We start from the raw sequence: 8048 nt of genomic DNA on the forward strand, positions 1-8048 counted from the left end.
AGGGTCTGGATCGGGACTTGCCCTTCCACTTCGGCCCGTTTGATGCGGGTACCGGTCACCTCGACGCGGTCCAGCTCGGTCGTGGTACGTGGGGCATCCTGGGCGCCGGCGAGGACCGGCGCAGCCAACAACAGGCACAGCGATACAGCGACCGCCAACGGGCGGTGGTGCAGGTCGTTCATTCGCTCTCTCTCCAAAGGAATGTTGGGCTGGGCTGCCGAGTCCCCCTGAACAGCGGCAACGTCTCCTTTGTAAACAAACGGTAAATGTGAAGAAGTGACGACCAACACTTTTTCACACCACTCAGACAAATCCGAACAGGCAAGATGCAGGCGCCACAACGCATGACGCCCCTGCGGACAGGGGCGTCGGTGGTGCACTGCAATGCAGAACCGGGCTAGTGCACGAAGGCGATGCGCTGCAGGTGCGCGTTGTTGGCCGCCGCCAGGATCTTGGCCATCACCTCGTACTCGGTCCCTGGATCGGTGGCGATGCGCAGTTCGGGCAGGTTGCCGGCGTGGGACTGCGCCTGTTCCTGCATGCGCGCCTGCAAGGCCGCTACCGGCATGGCCTGCCCGTTCCAGGTGACCTGGTTGGCGGCGTCCACGCGCAGTTCGATCGGCGGAGGCGGGTCCAGCGGAGGAACCACCGACGTGGTCTTCTGCGGGAGGTCGACCGGGATCGGCATCGAGATCATCGGTGCGGTCACGATGAAGATGATCAACAGCACCAGCATCACATCGACCAACGGGGTAACGTTGATCTCGGCCAGTGGTCCAGAGTTCCCTGCTGCACGGAATGCCATGGTCTGCTCCTTGCGTGGGGGCCGGTTGCCCCAAGGCCGAGACTACCCGCGCCACGGCGCACGCAGCGCCCGCGCTCGGGGTTCGTTCATGATCGAGTCGGCTTGCCCTCACCGCCTTTCACCCCGCGCCGTTATGCTTTCGCCATGACTCGACTCCCCCTGTATTTCCTCAGTGCATCGACCCTGCTGGCCTGCTCGGGGCTCAGCCCGGTGGCCGATGCCCAGAACCTCGACGCGCAGCGCGCGCAGGTCAAGGCCGCCATCGACAACGCCGAGCGCGGTCAGTTCGATCCCGCCCAGGCGGCGGCACTGAACAAGCATCCGCTGTACGGCTGGCTGGAATACGCCAATCTGCGCCGCAACATCGACACTGTCAGCAGCGCGCAGGCACAGGACTTCCTCAAGCGCTACAGCGGCCAGGCCGTGGCCAGCAGCTTCCGCAGCGTGTGGTTGCCGGCCGTGGCGCGCCGCCAGGACTGGCCGACCCTGCTGGCCAACTGGGCCCCGACCGACAATGTCGGCCTGCGCTGCGCCCAGCTCAATGCACGCCAGGCCACCGGCAAGGCCGACGCGCAGTGGACCAGCGAGGCCCAGGCGATCTGGCGCAGCACCGGCAAGTCGTTGCCCGATGCCTGCGATGCGGTGTTCGCGGTCCTCGATGCCAAGGGCGGCCTGAGTGCCGAACTGCGCTGGGCGCGGATCGACGCCGCCGCGGACGAACAGCAGCCGGCGGTGATGCGCAGCGCCGCGCGCGGCCTGCCCGCCGCCGACCTGGCCCTGGCCAACACCTATGCCGCCTTCGTCGACAAACCCAACGCCAGCGCGCTGAACTGGCCGCGCAACGAACGCAGCCGGCGCATCGCCACCGATGGCCTGGCCAAGCTGGCCAAGGCCGATCCGGGCGCGACCGAGCAGCAACTGCCGCAGTACGCCACGGCGCTGCAGCTCAGTGCCGGCCAGCAGGCCCAGGTGCTGTACCAGGTGGCGCTGTGGACGGTGGCCTCCTACGGTCCCGAATCCGCGCGACGCCTGAATGCCGTGCCCGATTCTGCTTATGACGAGCGCCTGCACGAATGGCGTGCGCGCGAGGCGATGTCGCGCGGCGACTGGCCGCAAGCGCTGGCGGCGATCCGCAAGATGGGCCCGACCCAGCGCAGCGATTCGCGCTGGCGCTATTTCGAGGCGCGCATGCTGGAGAAGGCCGGCAAGCGCGGCGAGGCCCAGCCGCTGTACCGCGACGCGGCCCGCGCGGCTACCTTCCACGGCTTCCTCGCCGCCGACCAGCTCGGCCAGTCCACCTACACGCTGTGCCCGTGGGAACCCAACGACAGCGCGCAGGCGCAGGCGGCGGTCGCGCGCGATCCGGCGATCATCCGCGCGATGGAACTGTTCAAGATCGAGCGCGCCGGCTGGGCCGTGGCCGAATGGAACGATGCGCTGAGCCGCTACGACACCACCCAGCGACGCATCGCGGTGGAAGTGGCGCGCGACAACGGCTGGTTCGACCGCGCGGTGTTCTCGCTCGGCAAGACCCCGGACGAGCAGCGCCTGTATTCGCTGCGCTTCCCGCTGCACCACGATGATGCGATTCGCCGCGAATCGGCACGCAATGCGATCGACCCGGCCTGGGTGGCGGCCGAGATCCGCGCCGAGAGCATCTTCAATCCCAAGGCACGCTCGCCGGCCAACGCCATGGGCCTGATGCAGGTGCTGCCGGCCACCGGCGCCAGCGTGGCCAAGTCGATCGGGCTGGCCAACTACGGCGGCGCGGCCAGCCTGTACGACCCGGACACCAACATCGCCATCGGCACCGCCTACCTGCGCCAGCTGATGAACAAGTACGAGGGCCTGCCCTACGTCACCATCGCCGCCTACAACGCCGGCCCGACCCCGACCGCACGCTGGCAGACCCAGCGCCCGGGGTTCGATCCGGACATCTGGATCGAGACCATCAGCTACAAGGAAACCCGCGAGTACGTCGCGCGCATCCTGGCCTTCAGCGTGATCTACGACTGGCGCTTGAACGGCAACGCACTGCCGGTGAGCGACCGCATGAACGGCCGCCTGCAGGCCAAGCGCAAGAACTTCGCCTGCGCGGCCAACGCCGACAAGGGCGGCGACTGAGAAGCGCGCCGGGGTAGTGCCGGCCGCTGGCCGGCTCCCCGGATTGCCTGAATTTGCAGCAGCCGGCCAGCGGCCGGCACTACCGATGGTCGATTGGCACCGGGCTGCCCCGATGGCCTGATATTTCCAGCAGCCGGCCAGCGGCCGGCACTGCCGGTGGTCGATTGGCACCGGGCTGCCCGACTGCGGCATCATGGCCGCATGAAGATTTATCTGGTGGGCGGCGCGGTACGCGACCGCATTCTGCAACGCGACCCCGGTGACCGCGACTGGGTCGTGGTCGGCGCCTCACAGGCGCAGATGGAAGCACTGGGCTACAAGGCGGTCGGCCGCGATTTCCCGGTGTTCCTGCATCCCGATACCGGCGAGGAGTACGCGCTGGCGCGCACCGAGCGCAAGTCCGGCCGTGGCTATCGCGGCTTCGTGGTCGATGCCGATCCGTCGGTGACGCTCGAAGACGACCTGCTGCGCCGCGATTTCACCATCAACGCCATCGCCTGCGATGAAGCCACCGGTGCGCTGGTGGACCCGTATGGCGGCGTGCGCGATATCGAACAGCGCGTGCTGCGCCATGTCGGCCCGGCGTTCGTCGAAGATCCGCTGCGCGTACTGCGTGCGGCACGCTTCATGGCCCGCTTCGCCCCGCTCGGCTTCAGCGTCGCCCCGGAAACCATGGACCTGATGCGCCAGATCGCCGACAGCGGTGAGCTGGACGCGCTGGTCCCCGAACGTGTCTGGCAGGAACTGCGCCGCGCGCTCACCTGCGCCCAGCCTTCGGCCTTCCTGCGCACGCTGCACGACGCCGGCGCGTTGCGCGCGATCCTGCCCGAGCTGGACGCGCTGTACGGCGTCCCGCAACGGGCCGAGTTCCATCCCGAGGTGGACACCGGCGTGCACCAGGAAATGGTCAGCGACATGGCCGCCCGCCTCGCGCCCGGCGATGACCTGATCGGCTTCGCCGCGCTCACCCACGACCTCGGCAAGGGCCTGACCCCGCCGGAGGAATGGCCGCGCCATCTGCAGCATGAAGCGCGTGGCCTGGTGCCGCTGGCCGCGCTGTGCGACCGGCTGAAAGTGCCGGTGGACCATCGCCAGCTGGCCGAAGCGGTCTGCCGCGATCATCTCAACGTGCACCGCATCGACGAACTGCGCGATGCCACCGTGTTGAAACTGCTCAGCCGCTGCGACGGTTTCCGCCGTCCCGAGCGCATCGCGCAGATCGCGCTGTGCTGCGAGGCGGACAAGCGCGGCCGGCTCGGCTTCGAGGACAGTGACTATCCTCAGGGTGCAACGCTCAACCGGTTGCACCAGGCCGCCCTGGCCATACAGGCGCGCGACCTGGACCTGACCCACCTGAAGGGCCCGGCGGTGGGTGAGGCGTTGGCGAGTGCGCGTACGCAGGCGATCGGCGCGGCGCGCTGATCCTTTTGAGCGGACCGCAGCCGTTGCGGTTGATTTCCGCCTCGTCGGGACGCGGCAACCGCACCCGCTGCCGTTGCCATCGCTGGCGGGCGTGTCCCGATCGCGGCGCAGACGCACGCCAGCGTGTGGCCGATATCCAGCGGCCATGCCCGCCACTACTGCGTGTGATTACACCGAACCGCGTCCCCGCACCCGTGCCCGACCACGCTCGACCGCCAACGCGGCGCGGCCCGTCGAGCCGAGGTCAGGCACATTGAAACGCACCGCGTTTACTGGGTAAGCTTGCGACGGGGCGGCTATGAGGGTGCTTCCTTCTAAACTTCGAACTAGTGCCTTCGCTTTCCGCCCCACCTCTTTTCCTGCCGCCACGCATCCCCCGGTAAGCCATGAACCCGATGCTGTTGCGGCGCAGATCCAAGGTCATCCTCAGCGCGGGACGCGAGCGCCAGCCGCTTGAGGTGGTCGCCACGCTGCAGAAAAACCTGGAAGCCCTCGGCTTCCAGATGTCGCCCTCGCTGTGCGAGCGAGTGACCACGCTGTCGCTGCCCGAGGTGGAGGCGTTCTACAAGCGCCTGATCCGCGCATTGCGCGCAATGCTGGGCGCGCATCGGAGTTATGCGCCGCTGTACCCGGACTTCCCGGCACAGATGATGCGCGCCAGCGATGCCGAACGGTACTGGAACGCGTATCTGCACTATCGCGGCCAGCTCGATCGCGTGGGCGAGGCCACGCCGCGACCGCCCCGGCAGGACGTGCCCAACTGGCGCGTGCTCGAGCTGGGCACACAGGACGAGGTGGATGCGTTGTTCGTGGCGCTTGCCGCCGCGCGTACGCCGTACTCGCCGGAAGACAGCGCCGATGTGCGCTGGTACGTGGCGCAACATCGCGAGCGCGCGCTGTCGCTGCTGCCCGAGAACCTTCCCTGTAAAGAGAACCTGGCCGTGGTCGTGGCCGCGCTGCTTGCCGATGAAGGCATGGCCGATCCGCGCGTCCGCGCCCTGGGCCGCCATGTGCGCACCGCCACCGATGTGCTGCGCATCGCCGTAGCCTTGGACGACGGCGACGTTTCGCTGGCCGCGCCCACCCGCTTCGGGCGCTACCGGCGTCCCTTGCGCCGGGTATTGCTCAGCTGGTTGGAGAAAATGCCCGACCGCCTGGAAGACCTGCAGCGCTGGACGCCGCGCTGGGTGCGCCTGGCCGAGCGCCTGCACCCTGGCGAACATGCCGCCCGGTTCCCGGGCACCGCCGCCGACTTCGCCCGGCTGCGCGCCGGTCAGCGCCTGCGTGGTTTCAATGCGCAGGTGGAATGCGCCTTGGCCGAAGACGATGTCGGCACCGCGCTGGCGGTCCTGCGCACACGGCCGGGTGAACTGGCACGGCGACTGGACGTGCTCGCCCGGCGCAGCCACAACGTACAGGACGTGGTGGACACGTTCGCACAGGTGGCGGCCTCGGTGTCCACCCCGGTGCTGCTGCAGGTGATGACCCACTTCCAGCACCGCGCGGCACCCCGTGGTCTGCGCGTGTTCCTGCCCAAGGGGCAGGTCGGCAAGCTGTACGCGATCGCCGATCACCTTGCCCCACTCGATGCCGATCTCTGCGCGGCGCTGGCGCTGTGCTGCGAACAGGCGTTGCTCGCCCGCTTCGCCGCGTTGCCGCCGCTGGGCGCCAGTTACATCGACCCGGCCCTGTCGCGCTACCTGGTGCCGTTCTCGCAACGCTCGGCATCCAAGGCATTGCGCACGCTGGTGCGCGGCAGCCGGGTGCCCCTGCCGGACGCCAACACCCTGCGCATGTTCTGCTGGTGGCGCAATGGGAAATCCCGCGTGGATATCGATCTGTCGGCCGCCATCTACGGCGAGGACGTGCAGTACATCGATACGTTGGCCTATTACAACCTGGCCACCTTCGGCGCCCATCACAGCGGCGACATCGTCGATGCGCCCAAGGGTGCGAGCGAGTTCATCGACATCGATATCCAGCGCTGCCGGGAGCGCGGCATCCGCTGGATCGTGATGTGCCTGAGCAGCTTCAGCGGCCAGGCATACTGCGATCTGCCCGAGTGCTTCGCCGGCTGGATGGCGCGCACCGCACCGGATTCAGGCGAAATCTACGAACCCGCCACCGTGGTGGATCGGTTCGACCTGGCCTCGGATACCACCTTCTGCCTGCCGATCGCCTTCGACCTGGTGGAACGTCAGGCACTGTGGCTGGACATCGGACTCACCAGCACGCCGCGATTTGCCGTCAACGTTGCCAACAACCTTGCTGGCGTATCGCTGATGCTGCGTGCGATGTCATCGCTGCCCAAGACCCGCCTGCACACGTTGTTCGACCTGCATGTGCGTGCGCGCGGACACCGCGTCGGCACGCCGGATCAGGCAGCGACCATCTTCGCCGTCGATCGGGGCATTACCCCGACCGACCTCCCGAAAATCAGCGCCGAGTTCCTGTAACACGCTCCGCTGCGCTCACCAGTCAAACCGCAGCCCGATATTACCCTCGATGCTCTTGCGCTCCTTCTGCACGCTGCTTTCCAGATCGCGTGTGTAATCGGCCACCGCGAACGCGCTGACGTTGGCGTTGAAGCGCGCGACCACGCCCACGCCTACCTCCAACGCCCGCGAGCCCTGCTCGTTGCTGAGCGGGTTGCTGCCGAAATCGATGCGGTCCTGTCCGCCGAAGGTCTGCCAGTAGTTGAGCTTGAAATAGGGCTGCCAGCCATTGCCGGCCAGGTCGTAATCGGCCGCCACGCGCAGGCCGACCCGACCGGTCCAGGCGTTGTCGCTGTCATAGCGGACGGTGGAGACCAGGTCGGCGGTGTCATCGAGGGAACTGCGCTGCCAGATCACCTGCGCCTGCGGTTCCAGCCACCAGGCGGACTGGCCGAACCGCAGCAGTGGCTTGCCCACTTCCAGCGAGGCGGTGGTGCCATCGCCGCGCAGGTCCACCCCCAGCCCACGCGCGGACTGCGCGTCGCCGTCGTAGCGGCTCTGCATCACCACGGCGTCGAGGTAACCACCGGCACTGCCGACACGCGTCCAGTACAGGCCCACATGCTTGTCGTCCAGGCGCGTGCGGCCAACCGCCACGTTGTCCCAGCCGATCGCAAAGCCGTTGACGTTGCCCTGCGCACGGGTGCGGCCGACGAACACGCCGAACTGGTCGCGATACCGATCATCGGCGCTGGCGTACAGGTCGATACCCGCCTGCACGCCCTGGATGTCGCCATCGAAGCTGGGCTTGGCATCGCCCTCCCAATGCTGCTCGTGGCTCTGGCCGATCAGCCGCGCCCAGGCCGAACGGAACCCACCCTGCCCGGCCAGCAGACGCTGGTCGCCCTGGCGCTCGTGGAAGGTGCCCAGGCTGAGCAGGCTGGTCTCGCGCAGCAGCGGCGGCACCACCGAGTAGGCAGCCGCTTCCAGGCGGTACAGCGGAATGATGTCGCCCTGCGCGGGCACCGCGCCGGGGGTCGGCGGCACAGCCAGCGGGCCGGGCACTGCGGCGGGCGTGGTCGGCACCGGCGGCGGCGCATCGGCCTGCGCAGGCGCGACCGGGGCCGGCTCGGGCGGCGGCGGCGGCGGCGCGGGCTCGGGCGCCAGCGGGTCCGGGTTCTCCGGCACGTCCGGCGACGGCGGCGGCGGCAGCGGCGGCGGCGGGGTGCCGGCATCCTCCGGCGGCGGTGGCGGGGTCATCG

General features: G+C 68.5%; 5 protein-coding genes and 1 pseudogene. 3 read left to right on the plus strand and 3 right to left on the minus strand.

The window, feature by feature from the left end; genetic code table 11:
• A pseudogene (locus RTO53_RS18395) lies at positions 1–182 on the minus strand (hypothetical protein); the annotation flags it as partial.
• A 215-nt stretch (positions 183–397) separates the two neighbouring features.
• Positions 398–805, minus strand: a complete 408-nt coding sequence (locus tag RTO53_RS18400; protein ID WP_312239153.1) for a biopolymer transporter ExbD — start codon at positions 803–805, stop codon at positions 398–400.
• Positions 806–949: 144 nt separating this feature from the next.
• Here RTO53_RS18400 and RTO53_RS18405 point away from each other — a divergent pair, with 144 nt between their 5' ends.
• The 3 genes from RTO53_RS18405 (at position 950) to RTO53_RS18415 (ending at position 6807) form a co-directional block, all read left to right on the plus strand.
• Positions 950–2929, plus strand: coding sequence for a transglycosylase SLT domain-containing protein (locus tag RTO53_RS18405; protein WP_312239154.1), 1980 nt, complete (start codon positions 950–952; stop codon positions 2927–2929).
• 201 nt (positions 2930–3130) lie between these two features.
• Complete coding sequence (locus tag RTO53_RS18410; RefSeq protein WP_312239155.1) at positions 3131–4351, plus strand: multifunctional CCA addition/repair protein; 1221 nt, start codon at positions 3131–3133, stop codon at positions 4349–4351.
• Positions 4352–4737: 386 nt separating this feature from the next.
• Complete coding sequence (locus RTO53_RS18415) at positions 4738–6807, plus strand: TerD family protein (RefSeq protein WP_312239156.1); 2070 nt, start codon at positions 4738–4740, stop codon at positions 6805–6807.
• 15 nt (positions 6808–6822) lie between these two features.
• Here RTO53_RS18415 and RTO53_RS18420 read toward each other — a convergent pair.
• Positions 6823–8048, minus strand: a 1226-nt coding sequence (locus tag RTO53_RS18420; protein ID WP_312239157.1) for an autotransporter outer membrane beta-barrel domain-containing protein, incomplete at its 5' end; no start/stop codon positions are given.

Origin of the sequence: Stenotrophomonas sp., assembly GCF_031995405.1 — a bacterium.
Lineage (GTDB): Bacteria > Pseudomonadota > Gammaproteobacteria > Xanthomonadales > Xanthomonadaceae > Stenotrophomonas.